We start from the raw sequence: 20863 nt of genomic DNA, 5'->3' as shown, positions 1-20863 counted from the left end.
GCCCCGCCCGGCGGCTCGGTTGCCGGCAGAGCCGGCGATCCGGGCCACGGGACGAGAGGTCACTTCATCTCGTCGACGGCCTCCACCCCCAGAACCCTGAGACCTGAGGCGAGCACCGTGGCCACGCCGTGAACCAAGGCCAAGCGAGCCAAGGTCAACTGTCGATCATTCTCCATAATGAAGCGTAAATATGGCAGGTCTTTTCCCCGGTTCCACTGGCCGTGGAAATCGCTCGCCACCTCGTGCAAATAGAATGACACCCGATGCGGCTCGCGCGCGCTCGCGGCCTGCTCCACCAAACGCGGCCACGCCGCGAGGCGCTTCAGCAGGGTCTGCTCGCCTTCGTCGTCGAGCCGCGCCAGTTCCGCCGCCGCGAAGGCGGCCGGCTCCTGCGGCAGATCCGCGAACGCCTCCAGCGCATTGCGCAGGATCGACTTGGCGCGGGCGTGGGCATACTGGACGTAGAACACCGGATTCTCGCGCGACTGCTCGATCACCTTGGCGAGGTCGAAATCCAGCGGCGCGTCGTTCTTGCGGAACAGCATCATGAAGCGCACCGCGTCGCGGCCCACCTCGTCCACCACCTCGCGCAGCGTGACGAACGAACCCGCCCGCTTCGACATGCGCACCGGCTCGCCATTGCGGAACAGACGCACGAGCTGAATCAGCTCCACGTCGAGGCTCGCCTTGCCGCCGGACACCGCCTTCACCGCCGCCTGCATGCGCTTGACGTAGCCGCCGTGGTCGGCGCCCCAGACGTCGATCATCCTGAGGAAGCCGCGCTCCACCTTGTCCTTGTGGTAGGCGATGTCGCCGGCGAAGTAGGTGTAGCTGCCGTCGGACTTTTTCAGCGGCCGGTCCACGTCGTCGCCGAAGTCGGTGGAGCGGAACAGGGTCTGCTCGCGGTCCTCCCAGTCCTCGATGGGCGCGCCCTTGGGCGGCGGCAGGCGGCCCTCATAGACCTCGCCCGTCGCCCGGAGCGCCTCGATGGTGGCGCCCACCTTGTCCACCGGCCCCTGCGAGAGCGCGCGCTCGGAGGAGAACACGTCGAACTCGATGCCGAGCGCGATCAGGTCGGCGCGGATCATCTCCATCATCTGGCCGATGGCGAAGGAGCGGAACGTCGGCAGCCACTCGCTCTCCGGCGCGGCCATGAAGGCGGGGCCGTGCATCTGCGCCAGCAACTGGCCCACGGGCACGAGATAGTCGCCGGGATAAAGCCCGTCCGGAATCTCCGCCGGCTCGCCCGTCACCGCCTCGCGGTAGCGCAGATAGGCGGAGCGGCCGAGCACGTCCACCTGCGCGCCGGCATCGTTGATGTAGTATTCCTTGGTCACCGCATAGCCGGCGAAGGCGAGAAGCCGCGCCATGGCGTCGCCGAACACCGCGCCCCGGCAGTGGCCCACATGCATGGGGCCGGTGGGGTTGGCGGATACGTATTCCACGTTCACCTTCTCGCCGCCGCCGAGCGTGGAGCGGCCGAAATCGAGCCCCTCCCCCAGCACCGCGATCAGCACCCTGGGCCAGAAGCCGGCATCGAGGGCGATGTTGATGAAGCCCGGCCCCGCCACCTCCACCTTGGCCACGAACGGCAGCGCCTTGAGCCGCTCGGCGATGCGCTCGGCGAGGTCGCGTGGCTTCGCCCCCGCCTCCTTCGCCAGCACCATGGCGGCGTTGGTGGCGAGGTCGCCATGGCTCGCGTCGCGCGGCGGCTCCACCACCACGCGGGAAAGGTCCGGAGTGCCGGAGATCTGCCCCTCGGCGACGAGGGCGGCGACGGCTTCGCGCACGTGATCGGCGAAGATCGCGTAGACGTTCATGGATATGGGTCCGATCGGGTTGGTTGACCGGGCGCCTAACGCAAGTCCGGCGTCGAGTCAAAGAAGCGGGCGTGCTGGTCGAGGGCGTAGCGGTCGGTCATACCGGCGATGTAGTCGGCCACGCGCCGGGTCAGGCGCGGGGTGTCGGAGAAGTCGAGGTCGTCCTGCCAGGAGGGCGGCATGTCCCACGGCTGGGCCGTGAAATGGGCGAACAGGTCGCGGATCACGCCTTGCGCGTCGCCCATGATGCGCACCACCCGCGGGTGGCGGTACATGTGCGGAAAGAGGAAGCCCTTGATCGCCTTCTCCTCCTCCCGCACCGCATCGGAGAAGGCCACGAGCGGCCGGCCGAGCGCCCGCACGTCGGCCGCGCAGGCGACGCCGGAGGCCGAGACCCGGTTCGACGTCTCGCCCACCACGTCCTCGATCAGGCGGGTGATGAGGCGGCGCATGACCTCGTTGACGGTGCGCGGCACGTCGAGCCCGGGATAGCGCCCGCGCACCTCGGCGAGCGCCGCGCCCACCAGAGGCAGGCCGGCGAGATCGTCGACGGTGAACAGGCGCGCGCGCAGGCCGTCGTCGAGGTCGTGCACGTCATAGGCGATGTCGTCGGCGAGCGCCGCCACCTGCGCCTCGGGGCCGGCATGGCTCCACAGTTCGAGGTCCTGGAGCCCGGAATGGGCGCGGATCGCGTGTGGCAGGCCGCCGGCATAGCGGCCGATGCCGCGGCCCTCCCGGCCGGTCAGCGGGCCGTTGTGCTTGGCGATGCCCTCTAGCGTCTCCCAGGTGAGGTTCAGCCCGTCGAAGTCCGCATAGCGCCGCTCGATGCGGGTGACGACGCGCAGCGACTGGGCGTTGTGGTCGAAGCCGCCATGGTCCTTGAGGCACGCGTCGAGCGCCCGCTCGCCCGCATGGGCAAATGGCGGGTGGCCGAGATCGTGCGCCAGCGCCAGCGCCTCGGCGAGGTCCTCGTCCAGCCCCAGCGCCCGGGCGATGGAGCGCGCCACCTGCACCACCTCCAGAGTGTGGGTGAGGCGGGTACGGAAATGGTCGCCCTCGTTGAAGACGAACACCTGCGTCTTGTGCTTCAGCCGGCGGAAGGCGGTGGAATGGATGATGCGGTCGCAGTCGCGGCGGAAGGCGCTGCGCGGCGGCATGTCCGCCTCGGGAAAAAGGCGCCCGCGCGATCCCGCGGCGTCGCTCGCATAGGCCGCCATGGGCCGCGCGCCGGAAACCGCCATGGTCCTCCCCCTTTGAATTCGGCGCCATGCGCTCTTACCTATGGCGCAATGCCAGCTTCAACCCGTAAAGTCGATGCCATGGACACCCAGACGCACCCCGAGACCATTCCCTTCGCCGTCACCGAGAGCGCGGCGCACCGCATCGCCGAGATTCTCGCGGGCGAGGCGCCGGGCAGCGTGCTGCGCGTGAGCGTGGAGGGCGGCGGCTGCTCGGGCTTCCAGTACCGCTTCGACGTCACCTGCGAGAAGGCCGCCGACGATCTGGTGATCGAGAAGGACGGCGCCACCGTGCTGGTGGACAAGGTCTCGCTCGACTATCTCGCCGGCTCCCGGCTCGATTTCGTCGACGACCTCATCGGCGCCTCGTTCCGGGTGGAGAACCCGCAGGCCTCTTCGTCCTGCGGCTGCGGCACCAGCTTCTCGCTCTGAGCCTCACGCCCCGGCGATCTCGTCGCGGTGGTAGCCCTGCATGAACAGCAGCGCGGTGAGGTCACCGTGGTCGACGCGCGCCCGCGCCGCCGCCGCCACCGCCGGCTTGGCGTGGAAGGCGACGCCGAGCCCCGCCTCGCCGAGCATGGCGAGGTCGTTCGCCCCGTCGCCCACCGCCATGGTCTCCGAGGGGGCAAGGTGCAGCCGGTCGCGCAGCTCGATCAGCGTCGCGAGCTTCGCCTCGCGGCCGAGGATGGGCTCGGCCACGGCGCCGACGAGGCGGCCGTCCTCCAGCAGCAGTTCGTTCGCCCGGTGCGTGTCGAAGCCGATGCGCGCGGCGATCTCGCTGGTGAACAGGGTGAAGCCGCCTGACACGAGGGCGGCATAGGCGCCGTTCGCCTTCATGGTGGCGACCAGTTCCGACCCGCCGGGGGTGAGGCGGATGCGCTCGGCCAGCACCTCGTCCACCACCTTCGCTTCCAGCCCGCGCAGCAGCGCCACGCGCTCGCGCAGCGCCGGCTCGAAGGCGATCTCACCGCGCATGGCGCGCTCGGTGATGGCGGCCACATGCGCCTTGAGGCCGACGAAATCGGCCAGTTCGTCGATGCATTCCTGGCCGATCATGGTGGAATCCATGTCGGCGAGGAACAGACGCTTGCGCCGGCCGGTGCGGCCCTGCACCGCCACGTCGAGGGCATGGCCCGCGAGCGCCGCGCGCAGCGTCTCCTCGAACGGGCCGGGGTCGGCGCCGAGCGGCGGGAGGAAGGGAATGTCGGCCGCCACCTCCGGCCAGAGGGTGACGGCCTCCTCCGCCTCGGGCAGAACGGAGCGGGCGATCTGCTCGGCCTCCGCGGTGAGCGCGGGGGCGGCAGGATTGGAGATGAGCGTCGCGACCAGGGCCATGGAACAACCGGAGCGTCAAAAGGTGAGGCGGCAGAAGGCGCCGAAGGTGGTGCTCATCGCAGGTCCGACGGCCAGCGGCAAGTCGGCGCTCGCGCTCGCGCTTGCCGAGCGCCTCGGCGCGGACGCTCGGGGCGTGGTGCTCAACGCCGATTCCATGCAGGTCTACGGCGATCTCTCGGTCATCACAGCGCGTCCATCGGTCGCCGACCTCGGCCGCGCGCCGCACCTGCTCTACGGCCATGTGGACGCCGACACCGACTATTCGGTGGGCCGCTGGACCGATGACGCAAGGGACGCCATCGCCGCCCTGCGCGCCGAGGGGCGCACGCCGATCCTGGTGGGCGGCACCGGACTCTATTTCCGCGCGCTGACGCAAGGCCTCGCCGCGGTGCCTCCCATCCCGCCCGAGGTGCGCGAGGGCGTGCGGGGCCGGGCCGAGGGCGAGGCCAACGCCGCCCTCCATGCCCGGCTTCTCGCCCGCGATCCGGCCACCGGCGCCCGCCTCAACGTGAACGACCGCCAGCGCGTGCTGCGCGCCCTGGAGGTGCTGGAGGCCACCGGCCGTCCGCTTGCCCAATGGCAGGCGGACGCCCAGCCGCCGGTCCTGGCGCCGGAGGATTGCGTGCGCCTGGTGCTGGTGGCGGAGCGCGAGGAACTGCGCCGGCGCATCGACGCGCGCTTCCTCGCGATGCTGGACCAGGGCGCGCTCGCCGAGGTGGCGGCGCTCGCCGCGCGCGGGCTCGATGCGGCGCGGCCGGTGCTGAAGGCCCATGGCGTACCCGCGCTGATGCGGCATCTGGCGGGCGAGATCGGGCTCGACGCGGCGGCGGCGGAGGGCCAGGCGGACACGCGCCGCTATGCCAAGCGCCAGGACACCTTCTTCCGCCACCAGATGGCGGACTGGCCGCGCGCCACGCCGGAAGGCGCACTGGGCGTGCTGACGGCGGCGCTGGACGCCTGAGCGATCAGGGACCGACCAGCCACAGCCAGAGCGCCATCAAGGGATGCGTGCAATGGGCAAGGAAGGCCACCACCGTCAGGCCGCCGATCGTGCCCCAGGCGGCAGCGAACTTCCCCGCCGATGACTGCTCATGGGAGGTCCAGGCCACCGGGTGCCGGTGGCCGGCCGGCACCGCCACGAGAGGCCGCGCCAGCGTCGGTGCCGGCAGTGCCCGCTGGGCGGGCACCAGCGGGCGGGCGCGGGCGCGATGGACGGGCGGCTGCACCGGGACAAGCTCCAGGCGAATCAAGGCGTTGACGATCTGGTAAGCATGTCGCGCCGCGGTCCGCCGTCAACCTTCGGCTGTCCCCGGCCGCGGCGCGCGCCGGCGCGCCTCTCGCGCAGCGTTGGGCGCCGGCGGCGCGCCCCCACGCGCAGGCTGGGCGGCGTCCCGCGTTTGGGGGATGCGCGGGCGCGGCCGGATGCCCATCATCGATGCGGATGGCGTGACCCTCCACCTCCAGCGCCGCCGGCCGCTCCCCGCTCCGGCGGCGCCTTTTTTGGCGGCCTTGCGCCGTCACCCGGACAGGCGCGCACCCCCACCTCTGCCCCCACACCCGCTGCCCCCCTGGCGTGCCAGGCCGCACCGCACTAACACTCTGCGGTCAGCGCAAGCGGAGCGGACGATGGGTCGCGGGCTGGATGGGGGGACGCGGACCTTGAACCTGGATGTAGGGGAGACCGGCGCGCGGCGGCGATCCTGGAGCGGCGAGCCGGAGCCGTCGGCCGTGCTGCTGCACCAGCCCTGGCACCCGTGGCTGATCGTCGGCCTCGTGTGCATCGGCGCCTTCGTCGGGCAGCTCGACGCCACCATCGTCCAGCTCGCGCTGCCGACCCTCGGGCGCACCTTCGCGGTGCCGCTGGAGACGGTGAGCTGGGTGGCGCTCGGCTATCTCGTCGCCTTCGCCGCCTTTCTGCCAATCTTCGGCCGGCTGTGCCAGATGTTCGGACGCAAGTCGCTCTATCTGCTGGGCTATCTCGTCTTCATGGTGGCCACCGCCTTGTGCGGCGCCGCCCAGAGCATGGAGCAGCTGATCGCCTTCCGGGTGCTCCAGGGGGCGGGCGGCGCCATGCTGGGCGCCAACAGCATCGCCATCCTGGTCAAGGCGGTGGACGGCGAGAAGCGCGCGCGGGCGCTCGGCTTCTTCGCGGCGGCGCAGGCCATCGGCATGAGCGCCGGGCCGGCGCTCGGCGGGCTGATGCTGGGCGCGTTCGGCTGGCGCTGGGTGTTCTGGCTGTCGATCCCGTTCGGGCTTGTCGCCGTGGTGCTGGGCTGGCTTGCCCTGCCGCGCACGGCCGACATCGACCGGAACGCGCGGTTCGACTGGCGCGGGGCGCTCCTGATCGGCCCGGCGATCGCGCTCCTGATGCTGGCGCTGAACCAGCTCGCCGCCTGGGGGCCGCTGGCGCCCGCGACGCTCGGCTGCCTTGTCGGCGCGGCGCTCCTGGCGGTGCTGCTGGTGCGCCACGAGCGCGCCTGTGCCCATCCGCTGGTGGACCTGCGGCTGTTCGCGCGCGGGGCGTTCTCGGTCGGTGCGCTGGCGGTGCTGCTGGGCTATGCCATGCTCTACGGCCTGTTCTTCCTGATGTCGTTCCTGCTGGAGCATGGCTATGCCGACCGGCCGCTGGAAGCGGGCTTGAAACTCGCCGCGGTGCCGGTGGCGCTCGGCCTCGTCGCCTCGTTCACCGGCGGGCTTGCCGAGCGTTTCGGCGCGCGGGTGATGGGAACCGCCGGAATGGCGGTGTGCCTTGCCGGTCTCCTGCTTCTGGGCTTCGCGGTGGCCCACCTCGCCGGCGGTCACGCGGCCTACCCCATAGCCTTTGCCCTCATCGGCGCCGGCCTCGGCCTGTTCATCGCCCCCAACAACCACGCGACGCTCAAGGCGGCGCCGGCGGAACTCTCCGGGCAGGCGGGGGCGATGCTGAACCTGATGCGGGTGCTGGGCACCAGCTTCGGCGTCGCCACCGCAACCTCGACGCTCTCGTTCGGCATCGCGGCCATGACCGGCGTAGAGGGAAGCTGGCTCCAGTTCGCCGGCCACGTGATGCGGCCGGCGGTGGAGATGGGACTGATGCTGCTCGGCGCCATGGTGATCGCCGCCGCCCTCGCCTGCGCCCTGCGGCCGCGCGCCTGAGCCGTCAGGGCCGCGCAAAGTCGAGCGGGATCTCGGTGGTGGACTTCAGCTCCTCCATGGCAAACATGGAGGTCACGTCCGACAGCTCGATGCGCGAGATCAGCTTCTTGTAGAGCGCGTCATAGGCGGCGATATCCGGCACCAGCGCCTTCAGCAGATAGTCGATCTCCCCGCTCATGCGGTAGAAATCCACGATCTCGGGAATGTCGCGCACCGCCACGGCGAACTCCCCCAGCCATTCGGCGGAATGCTTGGCCGTGCGCACGGCGATGAAGACGGTGACGCCGGCATTCAGCAGCTTGCGGTCGAGCAGCGCCACCCGCCGGCGGATGATGCCCGCTTTCTCCAGCTTCTGGATGCGCCGCCAGCACGGCGTCGGCGACAGGCCGACCCGCTCGGCGAGGTCCGCCAAGGGCAGTTCCGCATCCTGCTGGAGCAGCCGCAGCAGGCGCAGATCGATCGGATCGAGACTCACATGGGGGTTGCGCGCCAAGCCATCCTCCACTTGAGGGTTGGAAGGGATACATCATCCAGAAATTCTAGAAATATTAGAAAATCATTCCCCTTCCAAGGCATTTTCGCGCCAAGTTCGCAAGCCGCTTTCGCACTGCACACTCTAGCCTTGCTCATTCCCGCGCGAATGGGTGAGTCATGAACGCTCTGAACGACCAGTACGACACCGCTTTGCTCTCCCGCCTCGGCAGCGCCAGCCGCGCCACGGCGGACGATTATCTGAAGGCCGCCCATCTGACCCTCGACGCCCTTGCCGCGCGGCCCGGCCTGCTCGACGGCATCGCGCTCAAGCGCAATCCCGGCGGCTATGCCCGCAACCTCGTCTATGGCGACGACGACATCAGCGTCTGGGCCATGGTGTGGGACGTCGGCGCGCGCACCTCGATCCACGACCACCACTGCTCCTGCTGCTTCGCGGTGCTGAAGGGCACCGTGGGCGAGAGCCGGTTTGCGGCCATCGATGCGCGGCGGGCGGTGCTGAAGTCCACCGCCACGCGCGGTCCCGGCTATGTGGCCTGCATGCTGCCCACCGGCCCGAACCTGCACCAGATGGCCAATCTCGGCGCCGAGGAGGCGATCTCGCTGCACATCTACGGCTTCGACCACCGCCAGCATGCCAATTCCATCGACCGGGAATACGAGCTGGCCGCGCTCTGAACGAAATCGGCCCGGCGCCGCGATCGCCGCCGGTCCGCGTTCCTGAAAAACCAAACAACAAAACCGTCCAGACCGAGGCCCATGAGCAACTTCAACACCGAGACGGTGCTGTCCGTCCGCCATTGGACCGACACGCTGTTCAGCTTCGCGACCACCCGCGATCCCGCGTTCCGCTTCGCCAGCGGGCAGTTCACCATGATCGGCCTGTCGCTGGAGGGGCGCCCTTTGCTGCGCGCCTATTCCATCGCAAGCCCGACCTATGACGACCGGCTGGAATTCTTCTCCATCAAGGTGCCGGACGGCCCCCTCACCTCGCGTCTGCAGCACCTGAAGGAGGGCGACGCCATCCTGGTGGGGCGCAAGCCGACCGGCACGCTGGTGCACGACGCGCTGCTGCCCGGCGCCCGGCTCTATCTGCTCGGCACCGGGACGGGGCTGGCCCCGTTCCTGAGCGTGATCCGTGACCCGTCCACCTATGAGCGGTTCGAGAAGGTCGTTCTGGTCCACGGTTGCCGCTTCAAGGCGGAACTGGCCTACCAGGACCTGATCCTGAACCACCTGCCCGCCGACGAGCTGCTGGGCGAGATGATCCGCGACCAATTGGTCTACCACCCCATGGTCACGCGCGAGCCGTTCGAGAACACCGGCCGCATCACCGACGCCTTCACGGCCGGCCGCCTGCCGGGCGACCTCGGCTTGCCCGCGATCGCGGCCGAGGGCGACCGCTTCATGCTGTGCGGCAGCCCGGCCATGCTGGCCGACATGACGGTGTGGCTGAAGGCCCAGGGCCTCGCGGAAGGCAGCAACGCCAATCCGGGCCACTATGTGATCGAGAAGGCGTTCGTGGAGCGCTGAAGCTGGCACGCAGCCTGCATAGTCCTGCCTGACACTGATAATTTGCAGGCAAAAAGTCGGTAAAATGGATGGGAATTTGGCAGTTTGCCCTTGCCATCCGCAAATCCGCACCTTTAAGTTATTAAAAATAAACGGTAATTACGGCACGGCTCCGTAATTAGGCAGAAGGCTGCGAAATTGATCGACCAGGAAGCGGAGCCGGACCGCGCACCCGATGCGGCAGGAGACTGGCTCATGAGAGGTTCGAGGCGCCGGCCGGCGGACGCGGCCATCTACGAGCCAATCGTCTCCTCGGCGCACCTCGCCGCGGGCGGCTCTCCGGCGTTGTCGGAGACCGAGTTCGGGCTGATCCTGGCGGTACATGCCTTCGAGCGCTGGATCGTGCGCTGCATGGCGGCGGCAGGCGTGCCGAACCTCTCGCCGCTGGAGGTGCTGATCCTCCACATCGTGCGCCACCGCGACCGGCCGAAGTCGGTGGCGGACGTGGCCCTCATCCTCGACATCGAGGAGACCCACGTCGCAACCTACGCGCTGCGCAAGCTGGAAGGCGCGGGCCTCGTGAAGACCCGCCGCGTGGGCAAGGAAAAGGTGGTGGAGGCAACGCAGGCCGGGCTCGACGCCTGCACCCGCTACGCCGCCATCCGCGAGCAATTGCTGGTGAAGCCGCTGCGGTCCTCCGGCCCGTCCGAGGAGATCCTCTCCGAGGTGGGCGAGGTGCTGCGCGCGGTGTCCGGATACTACAACCAGGCGGCCCGCTCGGCGGCCACGGTCTGACGGTTCCACCCGGCCGACCCAGTGAGAAAGGCGCGACAGTGGCAATGGACGTGGTTGAACTGAAAACCGATGTGCTGGTGATCGGCTCCGGTGCCGCCGGCATGATGGCGGCGCTGGAGGCGGCGAACGGAGGCGTCAGCGTCATCCTCGCCGACCGCAGCCTCATCAGCCGCTCCGGCGCCACCATCATGGCGCAGATGACGGTGGCGGTGGCGCTCGGCTCGCAGACGCCGGACAGCCCGGAATTCCACCTCGCCGACACGCTCGCGGCGGGCCGCGACCTGTGCGACGTCTCGCTCGCGCAACTGGTGTGCGAGGAGGGTCCGCGCGACATTCTCCAGCTCGACGAGTGGAAGGTGGGCTGGGCGCGCAATGCCAACGGCTCGATCCGCCAGGCCCATGCGCCGGGCCACGACCGGCCGCGCTGCGTCTATGTGGACTTCCTCTCCACCGGCCCCGCGGTGGCCAAGACCCTGCGCACCCGCGTGGTGCGGCAGAAGGAGGTGACGCGGGTCGGCGACCTCTACATTACCGACATCGTGGTGACCGACGGCGCCGCCACCGGCGCGGTGGGCTTCTCGCTCGCGGACGGACGGCCGGTGGCCATTTCGGCGAAGGCGGTGGTGATCGCCACCGGCGGCCTCACCCGCCTCTACCAGCGCAACAGCGCCTCCGCCAACATGGGCGGCGACGGCTACGCGCTGGCGCTGCGGGCCGGCGCGACGCTGACCGACATGGAGTTCGTGCAGTTCTTCCCCATCGGCCATCTCGCCCCGCGCCTCGTGGGCATGGACCCGATCATGTGGGACCCGTTCCGCTACAAGCTCGGCGGCCGGCTGCTGAACGCCGAGATGCGCGAGTTCGTGAACGACTATGGCAACGAGGAGGCCGGCACCTACAACGTGACGCGCGACCGCGCCACCTTCGCCATCCTCTCGGAGGTGAAGGCCGGGCGCGGCTCGCCGGCGGGCGGGGCCTATCTCTCCTTCCAGCACATTCCCGAGGCGGAGCTGCGCGCCTCGTTCGGGCCGGTGATCGACAAGCTCGCCGCCAACGGCATCGACCTGACGCAGATGCCCATCGAGGTGGCGCCCATCGCGCACTACCACATGGGCGGCGTGAAGGTGGACGCGGCCATGCGCACCGGCGTGCCCGGCCTGTTCTCCTGCGGCGAGGCGAACGGCGGCTCGAACGGCGCCAACCGGCTCTCCGGCAACGCCATCACCGAGGCGTTCGTGTTCGGCCGCACCGCCGGCCATTCCGCCGCGCGCTTCGCCAAGGCGGCCGGCAATGCGGATGCCCCGGTTCCTGCCGGCGCGCTCGACCTCGCCGCCGCCGGCGGGCCGAAGGAGGGTGAGAACTTCGCCGGCCTGATCGCCGAACTCCAGGCCGTCATGGCGGCCGACGTGGGCCCGTTCCGCACCGAGGAGAGCCTCACCCGGGCGCTCGGCGCCATTGCCGGCCTCAAGGCCCGCCTCGGCGCGGTGCCGCCCGGCGCGCCCGGTCCCTACAACATGGCGCGGCTCGACTGGTTCGACCTGCGCACCATGCTGCTGGTGGCCGAGGTGGTGACGCTCTGCGCCATCGCCCGCAAGGAGAGCCGCGGCGCGCACCAGCGCGACGACTTCCCCGCCATGGACGACGCCTTCGTGCTGCACCACACGGTGACGCTGGACGGCGACGCCATCGTCCTCGGCCGCACGCCCGTCGAGGGCCGAACCATCCGCGAGGTCGCCTGATGCGTGAGACCGCCACCTTGATCGTCCGCCGCGGCAATGCCGGCGATGCGGCCACGACCTCGTCCTACGAGGTGCCCTACACGCCCGGCCAGTCGGTGCTGGACGGGCTGCGCTTCGTGCGGGCCAATCTCGACGAGACGCTGTCGGTGCGGCATGCCTGCATCAACGCCAACACCTGCAAGGAGTGCATGATCGTCATCGACGGCAAGGTCGAATACGCCTGCACCGCGCGCCTCGAACCGCGCGACATGGTGCTGGAGCCGCTCGGCAACAAGGCGCACCTGAGGGACCTCGTCACCGAGATCACCCCGCCCGACGAGCGCTTGGAGCACGCGCTGAAGACCGGCGTCGGCAAGGTCGCGGCGGGAGCCTGAGGCGGACATGAACGCCGCGCAGCAGAAGGAGACGTGGTTCGGCCAGGCGGTGCGCCGCCTGGAGGACGACGCGCTTCTGCGCGGCAAGGGCCGCTTCGTCGACGACATCCACCTGCCGGGCATGCTGCACGCGGCGTTCCTGCGCAGCCCCTACGCCCATGCCCGCCTTGGCGCCATCGACACCGCGGCGGCGCAGGCGCTGCCCGGCGTCGTGCGGGTGCTGACCTATCAGGACCTGCGGCCGCTTTTGACCTGCGACCGCATCCCGCTCGCCATGCCCTCCGGCGCCATCCGCTTCGACGTGGACCCGTTCGTGCTGGCGCGCGACGAGGTGTGCCATGTGGGCGAGCCCATCGCCCTCGTCATCGCCGAGAGCCGCCACGTGGCGGAGGATGCGCTCGGGCTGATCGGCGTCACATTCGATCCCCTGCCCGCCATCGTCGATCCGCGCGAAGGGCTGAAGGACGGCGCGCCGCAGGCGCGGCTCGACTGCCCGGACAATCTGGTGGCGCAGATGAGCGCCGCCTATGGCGACGTGGACGGCGCTTTCGCCGGCGCGGCGCACGTGATCGCCGAGGACTTCCACATCCACAAGGGGGGCGGCCATTCCATCGAGCCGCGCGGCCTCGTCGCCCGCTTTGATGCCGGCGAGGACTTGCTCACGGTGTGGGATTCCACCCAGATGCCGCACCAGGCCAAGCGCGTGCTGGTGCGCACGCTGGGCCTTGCCGAGCACCAAGTTCGGGTGGTGGCGCCGGACGTGGGCGGCGGCTTCGGCCCGAAATTCGTGTTCCATCCGGAGGAACTGGCGGTCGCGGCGGCGGCGGTGCTCACCGGCGCGCCGGTGAAGTGGATCGAGGACCGGTTCGAGAACTTCATGTCCACGGTGCAGGAGCGCGACCAGTACTGGTCCGTGGAGGCGGCCTGCGACGCCGAGGGGCGGCTCATGGGCATCCGCGGGACGCTGGTGCACGACCACGGCGCCTACACGCCCTATGGCGTCGCCTTGCCCTACAATTCCGCCACCAACCTCATCGGCCCCTATGTCCTGCCGAGCTACCGGCTCGACATCGCGCTGAGCCTCACCAATCTCATCCCGTCCACACCCACACGCGGCGCCGGCCGGCCGCAGGGCACGTTCGTGATGGAGCGGCTGCTGGACCGGCTTGCGGAGAGGCTCGGCCTCGACCGCGCCGAGATTCGCCGCCGCAACCTGATCCAGCCCGCGCAGATGCCCTACGACAGCGGCCTGAAGACCCGCGACGGCGGCTCCATGATCTATGACAGCGGCGACTATCCTCAATGCATGGCGCGCGCGCTGGCGCATGCCGGCTGGGACGGGTTCGAGGCGCGCCGCGCCAAGGCCCGCGCCGAGGGGCGCGTCATCGGCATCGGCCTATCGAACTACGTGGAGGGCTCCGGGCGCGGGCCGTTCGAGAGCGCCTCGGTGCGCATCGGGCCGTCCGGCAAGGTGGTGGTGACGACCGGCGCGGCGGCGCAGGGCCAGGGCACCGTGACCATGCTCGCCCAAGTGGTGGCCGACGGCCTCGGCGTGCGCCCCGACGCGGTGAGCGTGATCGCCGGCGACACCGCCGCGAGCCCGCTCGGCCTCGGCGCGTTCGCGAGCCGCCAGGCGGTGACCGCCGGCAATGCCGCGCACCAGGCGGCCGGCGAAGTGCGCGCCAAAGTCCTCAAGGTCGCCTCCCAGTGGCTGGAGGCGGACCCGGAGGACCTGGAGCTGTCCGCCGGCCGGGTGCATGTGAAGGGCGTGCCCGGGCGCGGGCGCTCGCTCGGCGAGGTCGCTTCCGCGCTCGCCGGCCTGCCCGGCTTCGCCCTCCCCCCCGGCACGCCGCCGGGCCTTTCGGCGGCTGTGGACTACCAGCCGAAGGGCATGACCTATTGCAACGGAACGCATGTGTGCGAGGTGGAGGTGGACCCGGCCACCTGCATCGTCAGCGTGACGCGCTACGTGGTGGTGCATGACTGCGGGCGCCTCATCAATCCGATGATGGTGGACGGGCAAATCATCGGCGGCGTGGTGCACGGGCTCGGCACCGCGCTCTACGAACTGATGGCCTATGGCGACGACGGACAGCCGCTCACCTGCACCTATGCCGACTATCTGCTCGCCACCGCCGACACCTCGCCGCGGATCGAGGTGCACCACATGGAATCGCCCTCCCCGCTCAATCCGCTCGGCGTGAAGGGCGCGGGCGAGAGCGGCACGATCGCCGCGCTGGCGGTGATCGCCTCGGCGGTGGAGGACGCGCTCAAGCCGTTCGGCGTCGCCGTCCGCGACCTGCCGGCGACGCCGTCGCGCCTGTTCGCGCTGATGCATCCGGATTTGGCGACACCGGAGGCGCGCTTATGAAGGCCGCGCCCTTCGCTTATCACGCGCCGGCCACCAAGGCGGAAGCGCTGGACATGCTCGCGGGGCTGGACGATGCGCGGGTGCTCGCCGGCGGGCAGTCGCTGCTGCCGATGATGAATTTGCGCCTCGCCGGCCCGACCCACCTCATCGACCTCAACGGCGTGCCGGAACTGGCCGGCATCAGCCGCGCGGGCGACGCGCTGGTGATCGGCACCATGACGCGCCAGCGCGCCGCCGAGCGCGCCGCTCTGGTGCACGAGGCCTGTCCCCTGCTGGCGGAGGCGATGGAGCATGTGGGCTTCCAGCAGACCCGCAACCGCGGCACGGTGGGCGGCAGCATCGCCCACATGGACCCCACCGCCGAGATCCCCGTGGCCGCAAGCGCCCTCGACGCGATGCTGACGGTGGAGAGCGCGGCCGGCGCGCGGCAGTTTCCCATCGGCGAACTCGCCGAAGGCTATCTCATGACCCAGATCGCGCCCGACGAGATGCTGACGCGGGTCGCGCTTCGGCTCTGGCCCAAGGGCCACGGCCATGCCTTCGAGGAGGTGACGCGGCGCGGCGAGAGCTTCTGCGTGGTGTGCGTCGCCGCCCTCGCCACGCTGGACGCGTCCGGCGCGTTCTCCCGCCTCGCCATCGCCATCGGCGGCCTCGCCGAGGCGCCGGTGCGGCTGTCCGGCATCGAAGCGGACCTCGTCGGCGCCCGCGCCGATCAGGACGCGTTCCGCGCCGCCGGGGCGGCGGCCGGCGCACTTGCGGCCGACGAAGCGCCGTTCGCGCCGCCCGCCTACAAGCGCCATCTCGCCGGCGTGCTCACGGAGCGCGCACTGGCGCGCGCCGCCGGCCGGGCGCGGAGGGCGGCGGCATGAGCGAGCGGGTGCGCATCGCCCTCACCGTCAACGGCACGCCGCGCGAAGGCGAGGTGGAGCCGCGCGCGCATCTGTGCGACTTCCTGCGCCATTCCCTCCATCTCACCGGCACCCACATGGGCTGCGAGCACGGCGTGTGCGGCGCCTGCACGGTGCTGCTTGACGGCGAGAGCGTGCGCTCCTGCCTCACCTTGGCGGTGCAGGCGCGCGGGCGCGCCGTCACCACCATCGAGGGCGTCGCTCTCCCCGACGGCACGCTGCATCCGATCCAGGAGGCGCTCAGCGCCCATCATGGCCTGCAATGCGGCTACTGCACCCCCGGCGTGGTGATGACGCTGATCGAATTGCAGCGCGACCTCGACGGCGGTCCGGCGGACGAGGCCAGCGTGCGCCGCGCGCTGGCCGGCAATCTCTGCCGCTGCACCGGCTACCAGGGCATGGTGGATGCCGCGCTCTCGGTGCTCAACGCCGCGCCCCGCGCGGCCGCCCAATGATAAAAATCCCGGAGGAGGCCCCATGCAGAAGATGAAGCTCGCGATCCCGGACAAGGTCTCGAACTCCTACTTCCCCGCCATCGCCGCCATCGAGCTCGGCTGCTTCGCGGACGAGGGGCTCGACGTGTCGCTGGAGCTGATCTTCCCGCCCAACAAATCCTATGAGGCCATGCGCGACGGAGCGATCGACATCGTCGCCGCCTCGGCCCATCCGGCGCTCGCCGCCTATCCCAATTTCGAGGGCGTGAAGCTGGTCTGCGCCCAGGCGCAGGGCATGTACTGGTTCCTGGTGCTGAAGCGCCAGATCGGCGCCAAGCGCGGCGACGTCGCGGCGGTGAAGGGCTGCCGGATCGGCGCTGCGCCGTGGGTGGAGCTGGGGCTGAAGCGCCTCCTGAAGGCCGCGGGCCTCGACGAGGCGCGCGACGACATCCGCATCGGCCCGGTGCCGAAATCGCCCGTGAAGGGGCCGAATTTCGGCCTCTCCGCCGTTCAGGCGCTGGCCGACGGGGTGGTGGACGGCTTCTGGGCCAACGGCATGGCCGCCGAGGTGGCGGTGCGCGAGGGGCTCGGCGACGTGGTGCTCGACATCCGCCGCGGCGACGGCCCCGAGGGCTGCTTCGGCTACACTTTCGCCTCGGTGGCGCTGCCGGACCGGCTGATCGCCGCCGACCACGAGATGCCCGCCAAGGTCACGCGCGCGATCCGGCGCGCCCAGCTCGCGCTGATCGAGGACCCGGAGCGCGCCACCGCCATCGGCCGGCGCCTGTTCCCACCCGCCGAAGCGGAGCTGATCGCCGGCCTGATCCGGCGCGACTTTCCCTATTACGACACGGCTATCCGGCCGCAGACGGTGGCGAGCCTCCTCGCCTTCAGCCGCGACATGGGCCTGATCGACCGCGACCTCGCCTACCACCAGGTGGTGGCGGCGTGAGCGGCAGACGAGTATGATTGTGTAATTATATAATACACATAATTGTAACGTATATAACATCCGGCGAAGCCGGGCAGACGGGACAGAGCGGACGATGAACGGTTCTCGGTGGGATTTCTGGATCGATCGCGGCGGCACCTTCACCGACATCGTCGCGCGGCGGCCGGACGGCAGCCTCGTGGCGCACAAGGTGCTGTCTGAGAACCCGGAAGCCTATCGCGACGCCGCCATCCACGGCATCCGCGAGCTGATGGGCCTTGCTCCCGGCGCGCCGATCCCGGCCGAGAAGATTGCCGCGGTGAAGATGGGCACCACGGTGGCCACCAACGCACTGCTGGAACGCAAGGGCGCGCCCACCGTGCTCGTCACCACGCGCGGCTTCCGCGACGCGCTGCGCATCGGCTACCAGGACCGGCAGGACATCTTCGCCAAGCGCATCATCAAGCCCGAGCAGCTCTACCGCGACGTGGTGGAAGTGGCCGAGCGCGTGCGCGCCGACGGGACCATCGAGCTGGCGCCCGACCTCGACCAGGTGCGCGCCGACCTGGAAGCCGCCCGCGCCCGCGGCGCGGAGGCCTGCGCCATCGTCTTCATGCACGCCTACCGCTATCCGGCTCACGAGCAGAAGGTAGCCGAGATCGCCCGCGCGGTCGGCTTCCCGCAAGTGTCCGTGAGCCACGAGGTCTCGCCGCTCATGAAGCTGGTGGGGCGCGGCGACACCACGGTGGTGGACGCCTATCTCTCCCCCATCCTGCGCCGCTACGTGGACCAGGTGGCGGGCGAGCTGAACAGCGACGACGCGGCAACCCGCCTGATGTTCATGATGTCGTCCGGCGGGCTCACCGACGCCACCCTGTTCCAGGGCCGCGACGCCATCCTCTCCGGACCGGCCGGCGGCGTGGTGGGCTGCGTCGAGACCGCGAAGATCGCCGGCTTCGGCCAGGTGATCGGCTTCGACATGGGCGGCACCTCCACCGACGTGTCGCACTTCGACGGCGAGTATGAGCGCGCGTTCGAGACCGAGGTGGCCGGCGTGCGCATGCGCGCGCCCATGATGGCCATCCACACCGTGGCGGCGGGCGGCGGCTCGATCCTGCATTTTGACGGCGCGCGCCTGACCGTCGGCCCGGACTCCGCCGGCGCCAATCCCGGTCCCGCCTGCTACCGGCGCGGCGGCCCGCTCGCCGTCACCGACGCCAACGTTATGGTGGGCAAGCTCGATCCCGCCTTCTTCCCGAAGATCTTCGGCCCCGGCCGCGACCAGCCGCTCGACACCGAGACCGTGCGCGCCGCCTTCGCCGCGCTCGCCGCCCGCATCGGCGATGACCGCGCCCCCGAGGCGGTGGCGGACGGCTTCATCCGCATCGCGGTCGAGAACATGGCCAACGCCATCAAGAAGATCTCGGTGCAGCGCGGCTATGACGTGACCGAGTACGCGCTGCAATGCTTTGGCGGCGCCGGCGGGCAGCACGCCTGCCTGGTGGCGGACGTGCTCGGCATGCGCACGGTGCTGATCCATCCCTTCTCGGGATTGCTCTCGGCCTATGGCATGGGGCTCGCGGACATCCGCGCGACCCGCCAGCGCACCGTGGAGGCGCCGCTCGACGACAAGGGCGCCGAGATCGCCCGCGCCGCGCTCGACGGCGAGGCCGCGGTGGTGCGCGCCGAGCTGGATGGCCAGGGCATCCCCGCCGCCGAGATCGCCGTGATGCGCCGCGCCCATGTGCGCTATGCCGGCACCGACACCTCGCTGCTGGTGCCGTTCGGCCCGGTCGCCGAAATGAAGGCCGCCTTCGAGGCCGCCCACCGTGCCCGCTTCGGCTTCATCGACGCCACCAAGGCGCTGGTGATCGAGGCCATCTCCGCCGAGGCCATCGGCGGCGGCTCGAAGATCGACGAGGCGGAAGAACCCGTCACGGCGGGCGACGCCGCCCCGGCGGCACTCACGCGCTTCTTCTCCCAGGGCGAATGGCACGAGGCCGGGGTGTTCCTGCGCGACCAGGTGAAGCGCGGCGAGACCATCACCGGCCCGGCGCTGCTGATCGAGCCGCACCAGACCATCGTCATCGAGCCCGGCTGGGCGGGCGAGATCACGGCGCGCAACCACCTCGTTCTGACCCGCCGCGTCGCCGCCCGCCATGCCGCGGCGCTGGGGACCGAGGCCGACCCGGTGCTACTGGAGGTCTTCAACAATCTCTTCATGTCGGTCGCCGAGCAGATGGGCGTGACGCTGCAGAACACCGCCTATTCGGTGAACATCAAGGAGCGGCTCGACTTCTCCTGCGCGGTGTTCGACGCAGACGGGCGGCTGGTGGCCAACGCCCCGCACATCCCGGTGCATCTCGGCTCCATGGACAAGTCGGTGGAGAGCATCATCCGCGCCAATGGCGGGCGCATGAAGCCGGGCGACGTCTACGCCATCAACGCCCCCTATAACGGCGGCACCCACCTGCCGGACATCACGGTGGTGACGCCGGTGTTCGACGACGCGGGCAAGAAGACGCTGTTCTACGTCGCGGCCCGCGGCCACCATGCGGACGTGGGCGGCGTCGCGCCCGGCTCCATGTCGCCGCGCGCCACCAACATCGAGGAGGAAGGGGTCTATATCGACAACTTCAAGCTCGTGGAGGAAGGCCGCTTCCGCGAAAAGGAGCTGGTGGAGCTGCTCACCTCGGCGCGCTACCCGGTGCGCAACGTGGTGCAGAACGTCAACGACCTGAAGGCGCAGATCGCCGCCTCCGAGCGCGGCGCGTCCGAGCTGCGCAAGATGATCGCCCATTTCGGGCTCGACGTGGTCGCGGCCTATATGGGCCACGTCCAGGACAATGCCGCCGAGAGCGTGCGCCGGGTGCTCGACACGCTGGACGACTGCGCCTTCGAGGTGGAGCTGGACCAGGGCTCGGTCATCAAGGTGAAGGTGACCATCGACAAGCAGAAGCGCGAGGCGGTGGTGGACTTCACCGGCACCTCGCCGCAGCGGCCGGACAATTTCAACGCCCCCGGCCCGGTGACGCAGGCCGCCGTGCTCTACGTGTTCCGCGTCATGGTGGAGGGCAAGATCCCGCTGAACGCGGGCTGCCTCCGGCCGATCCGCATCGTCGTGCCGGAAGGCTCCATGCTCGCCCCGGTCTATCCCGCCGCCGTGGTGGCCGGGAACGTGGAGGTGAGCCAGAACGTCACCGACTGCCTGTTCGGCGCACTTGGGGCGCTCGGCTCGGCCCAGGGCACCATGAACAACCTCACCTTCGGCAACGAGATCTACCAGTATTACGAGACCATCTGCTCCGGCGCGCCGGCCGGTCCCGGCTTCGACGGCGTCGGCGGGGTGCATACCCACATGACCAATTCCCGCCTCACCGACCCGGAGGTGCTGGAGTTCCGCTATCCCGTGGTGCTGGAGGACTTCCATCTGCGCCCCGGCTCCGGCGGCAAAGGGCGCTGGAATGCCGGCGACGGCACGCGCCGCACCATCCGCTTCCTGGAGCGCATGGAATGCGCGGTGCTCACCTCGCACCGCCGCGTGCCGCCCTTCGGCGTCGGCGGCGGGGAGGTCGGCGCGCTCGGACGCAACAGCGTGCGCCGCGCCGACGGCACCGTCGAGGACCTGGGCGGCTGCGGCCAGGCGACGCTCGATGCCGGCGACGCGGTGATCGTCGAGACCCCCACCGGCGGCGGCTACGGGCCGGCTTCCGAGCGGCCGCGCGCCACCGCCGAAGCCGAGCACGAGGCGGTGTCGTGACGCCGCTTCCCCCTCCCCT

General features: G+C 70.3%; 18 protein-coding genes. 13 read left to right on the top strand and 5 right to left on the bottom strand.

Features of this window, described 5'->3' with window-relative positions; all coding sequences use genetic code 11:
- Window positions 1-59: 59 nt before the first annotated feature.
- Both argS and D9R14_RS04680 read right to left on the bottom strand, forming a co-directional pair.
- Window positions 60-1820, bottom strand: coding sequence for an arginine--tRNA ligase (argS, locus tag D9R14_RS04685; protein WP_121622165.1), 1761 nt, complete (start codon window positions 1818-1820; stop codon window positions 60-62).
- 35 nt (window positions 1821-1855) lie between these two features.
- Window positions 1856-3061, bottom strand: coding sequence for a deoxyguanosinetriphosphate triphosphohydrolase (locus tag D9R14_RS04680; RefSeq protein WP_121622164.1), 1206 nt, complete (start codon window positions 3059-3061; stop codon window positions 1856-1858).
- Between the two features lie 78 nt (window positions 3062-3139).
- Between D9R14_RS04680 and erpA the strand changes: the two genes are divergently transcribed.
- Entirely contained in the window at window positions 3140-3490 is a 351-nt protein-coding gene (erpA, locus tag D9R14_RS04675) for an iron-sulfur cluster insertion protein ErpA (RefSeq protein ID WP_121622163.1), read from the top strand.
- 3 nt (window positions 3491-3493) lie between these two features.
- On the opposite strand, the gene serB is transcribed toward erpA, so the two are convergent.
- Window positions 3494-4393: a phosphoserine phosphatase SerB gene (serB, locus tag D9R14_RS04670; protein WP_121622162.1), complete on the bottom strand. Its 900-nt coding sequence runs from the start codon at window positions 4391-4393 to the stop codon at window positions 3494-3496.
- Between serB and miaA the strand changes: the two genes are divergently transcribed.
- Window positions 4392-5354, top strand: coding sequence for a tRNA (adenosine(37)-N6)-dimethylallyltransferase MiaA (miaA, locus tag D9R14_RS04665; protein WP_121622161.1), 963 nt, complete (start codon window positions 4392-4394; stop codon window positions 5352-5354). The genes serB and miaA overlap by 2 nt on opposite strands.
- Window positions 5355-5358: 4 nt before the next feature.
- Here miaA and D9R14_RS23030 read toward each other — a convergent pair whose 3' ends face one another.
- Window positions 5359-5643 (bottom strand): hypothetical protein, encoded by a 285-nt coding sequence (locus D9R14_RS23030; protein ID WP_170168495.1) that lies wholly within the window; start codon window positions 5641-5643, stop codon window positions 5359-5361.
- A gap of 409 nt (window positions 5644-6052) precedes the next feature.
- Here D9R14_RS23030 and D9R14_RS04655 point away from each other — a divergent pair, with 409 nt between their 5' ends.
- A complete protein-coding gene (locus tag D9R14_RS04655) occupies window positions 6053-7528 on the top strand; it encodes a DHA2 family efflux MFS transporter permease subunit (RefSeq protein ID WP_170168494.1) in 1476 nt (491 codons plus the stop codon).
- A 4-nt stretch (window positions 7529-7532) separates the two neighbouring features.
- Here the strand turns inward: D9R14_RS04655 and D9R14_RS04650 are convergent, their stop codons facing one another.
- Window positions 7533-8021, bottom strand: coding sequence for an Lrp/AsnC family transcriptional regulator (locus tag D9R14_RS04650; RefSeq protein ID WP_210313898.1), 489 nt, complete (start codon window positions 8019-8021; stop codon window positions 7533-7535).
- A gap of 158 nt (window positions 8022-8179) precedes the next feature.
- Between D9R14_RS04650 and D9R14_RS04645 the strand changes: the two genes are divergently transcribed.
- The 10 genes from D9R14_RS04645 to D9R14_RS04600 all read left to right on the top strand — a co-directional run bounded on the left by D9R14_RS04645 (window position 8180) and on the right by D9R14_RS04600 (window position 20844).
- Window positions 8180-8698 carry a cysteine dioxygenase gene (locus D9R14_RS04645; protein ID WP_121622158.1) on the top strand — a complete coding sequence of 173 codons (519 nt, stop codon included), beginning with the start codon at window positions 8180-8182 and terminating at the stop codon, window positions 8696-8698.
- Between the two features lie 81 nt (window positions 8699-8779).
- On the top strand, window positions 8780-9553 hold the full coding sequence (locus D9R14_RS04640) for a ferredoxin--NADP reductase (RefSeq protein WP_121622157.1): 774 nt from the start codon (window positions 8780-8782) through the stop codon (window positions 9551-9553).
- A gap of 234 nt (window positions 9554-9787) precedes the next feature.
- Window positions 9788-10327 (top strand): winged helix DNA-binding protein, encoded by a 540-nt coding sequence (locus tag D9R14_RS04635; protein ID WP_121622408.1) that lies wholly within the window; start codon window positions 9788-9790, stop codon window positions 10325-10327.
- Window positions 10328-10377: 50 nt separating this feature from the next.
- Window positions 10378-12066, top strand: a complete 1689-nt coding sequence (locus D9R14_RS04630; RefSeq protein ID WP_210210812.1) for an FAD-binding protein — start codon at window positions 10378-10380, stop codon at window positions 12064-12066.
- Window positions 12066-12440, top strand: coding sequence for a 2Fe-2S iron-sulfur cluster-binding protein (locus tag D9R14_RS04625; RefSeq protein ID WP_121622155.1), 375 nt, complete (start codon window positions 12066-12068; stop codon window positions 12438-12440). Before D9R14_RS04630 ends, D9R14_RS04625 begins: the two co-directional genes overlap by 1 nt.
- Before the next feature lie 7 nt (window positions 12441-12447).
- Window positions 12448-14811 (top strand): xanthine dehydrogenase family protein molybdopterin-binding subunit, encoded by a 2364-nt coding sequence (locus tag D9R14_RS04620; protein WP_121622154.1) that lies wholly within the window; start codon window positions 12448-12450, stop codon window positions 14809-14811.
- Window positions 14808-15680 carry an FAD binding domain-containing protein gene (locus tag D9R14_RS04615; protein WP_121622153.1) on the top strand — a complete coding sequence of 291 codons (873 nt, stop codon included), beginning with the start codon at window positions 14808-14810 and terminating at the stop codon, window positions 15678-15680. The genes D9R14_RS04620 and D9R14_RS04615 overlap by 4 nt, the downstream gene beginning before the upstream one ends.
- A complete protein-coding gene (locus D9R14_RS04610) occupies window positions 15677-16174 on the top strand; it encodes a (2Fe-2S)-binding protein (RefSeq protein WP_121622152.1) in 498 nt (165 codons plus the stop codon). Before D9R14_RS04615 ends, D9R14_RS04610 begins: the two co-directional genes overlap by 4 nt.
- Before the next feature lie 22 nt (window positions 16175-16196).
- Window positions 16197-17105, top strand: a complete 909-nt coding sequence (locus D9R14_RS04605; RefSeq protein ID WP_210210811.1) for an ABC transporter substrate-binding protein — start codon at window positions 16197-16199, stop codon at window positions 17103-17105.
- Between the two features lie 94 nt (window positions 17106-17199).
- Window positions 17200-20844, top strand: a complete 3645-nt coding sequence (locus D9R14_RS04600; protein WP_121622151.1) for a hydantoinase B/oxoprolinase family protein — start codon at window positions 17200-17202, stop codon at window positions 20842-20844.
- The last annotated feature ends 19 nt before the right edge of the window (window positions 20845-20863 follow it).

The sequence above is a fragment of the Xanthobacter tagetidis genome (genome assembly GCF_003667445.1).
GTDB lineage: Bacteria > Pseudomonadota > Alphaproteobacteria > Rhizobiales > Xanthobacteraceae > Xanthobacter > Xanthobacter tagetidis.
The sequence above is the reverse complement of the archived record's forward strand: the minus strand, read 5'-3'. Positions and strand labels throughout refer to the sequence as shown.

Excerpts from the sequence above, each read along its gene's own strand:
- D9R14_RS04640 (WP_121622157.1), top strand. The coding sequence starts at position 8,780 with ATGAGCAACTTCAACACCGAGACGGTGCTGTCCGTCCGCCATTGGACC.
- D9R14_RS04680 (WP_121622164.1), bottom strand. The coding sequence starts at position 3,061 with ATGGCGGTTTCCGGCGCGCGGCCCATGGCGGCCTATGCGAGCGACGCC.
- argS (WP_121622165.1), bottom strand. The coding sequence starts at position 1,820 with ATGAACGTCTACGCGATCTTCGCCGATCACGTGCGCGAAGCCGTCGCC.
- D9R14_RS04620 (WP_121622154.1), top strand. The coding sequence starts at position 12,448 with ATGAACGCCGCGCAGCAGAAGGAGACGTGGTTCGGCCAGGCGGTGCGC.
- D9R14_RS04645 (WP_121622158.1), top strand. The coding sequence starts at position 8,180 with ATGAACGCTCTGAACGACCAGTACGACACCGCTTTGCTCTCCCGCCTC.
- D9R14_RS04605 (WP_210210811.1), top strand. The coding sequence starts at position 16,197 with ATGCAGAAGATGAAGCTCGCGATCCCGGACAAGGTCTCGAACTCCTAC.
- D9R14_RS04635 (WP_121622408.1), top strand. The coding sequence starts at position 9,788 with ATGAGAGGTTCGAGGCGCCGGCCGGCGGACGCGGCCATCTACGAGCCA.
- D9R14_RS04610 (WP_121622152.1), top strand. The coding sequence starts at position 15,677 with ATGAGCGAGCGGGTGCGCATCGCCCTCACCGTCAACGGCACGCCGCGC.
- erpA (WP_121622163.1), top strand. The coding sequence starts at position 3,140 with ATGGACACCCAGACGCACCCCGAGACCATTCCCTTCGCCGTCACCGAG.
- D9R14_RS04625 (WP_121622155.1), top strand. The coding sequence starts at position 12,066 with ATGCGTGAGACCGCCACCTTGATCGTCCGCCGCGGCAATGCCGGCGAT.
- D9R14_RS04600 (WP_121622151.1), top strand. The coding sequence starts at position 17,200 with ATGAACGGTTCTCGGTGGGATTTCTGGATCGATCGCGGCGGCACCTTC.
- miaA (WP_121622161.1), top strand. The coding sequence starts at position 4,392 with ATGGAACAACCGGAGCGTCAAAAGGTGAGGCGGCAGAAGGCGCCGAAG.
- serB (WP_121622162.1), bottom strand. The coding sequence starts at position 4,393 with ATGGCCCTGGTCGCGACGCTCATCTCCAATCCTGCCGCCCCCGCGCTC.
- D9R14_RS04615 (WP_121622153.1), top strand. The coding sequence starts at position 14,808 with ATGAAGGCCGCGCCCTTCGCTTATCACGCGCCGGCCACCAAGGCGGAA.